Here is a 566-nt window from a genome sequence, read left to right on the forward strand (position 1 = left end):
TAACATTTCAGCTCTCGAATTTTAACAAATGCACCGGAATTTCGGCTTGACCCCATAAAGGGGAGTGTTGGTCTGCGACAGCTCACATAATGGTCCGTGCAGTATCATTGCTCACAATTGCGGGATGGGAGAACAATATAAAAAAGCGTCCGATTGAAATATTTTCAGTCGGACGCTTTGATTTTTATATATTGTAGCGAGAAAGGGACTTGAACCCTTGACCTTCGGATTATGAATCCGACGCTCTAACCAGCTGAGCTATCTCGCCATCGGCTCGCGTAGCAGATTATCTGCCCGTTTGCGAGTGCAAAAGTAGATGTTTTTTTTGAAAAGACCAAATTTTATAAAAGTTTTTTCTAGGAATTTTTTCCCTCGTGAGCATTTTAACATAATTTGCTTTCAGTCGGGAAATGTATTATCTTTGTAATAGCAAAGCGGGACTTTCTACGGAGAAGTCCCGCTTTTTTCGTGTTTTTCAGGTGGTTTCAAGTCGTTTTTTGCCATATTGTTTCTTGAAAATCCCCGTATTGCAATTAAAATTCCAAGTATTCATGTTAAAAATCCAA

1 tRNA gene is annotated in these 566 nt (G+C 39.4%); it reads right to left on the reverse strand.

Features of this window, described 5'->3' with window-relative positions:
• Window positions 1-194: 194 nt before the first annotated feature.
• Window positions 195-268 (reverse strand) — tRNA-Met (locus C5S62_RS04490).
• Between the last annotated feature and the right edge of the window lie 298 nt (window positions 269-566).

The organism is Prevotella sp. MGM2 (genome assembly GCF_002933955.1).
Lineage (GTDB): Bacteria > Bacteroidota > Bacteroidia > Bacteroidales > Bacteroidaceae > Alloprevotella.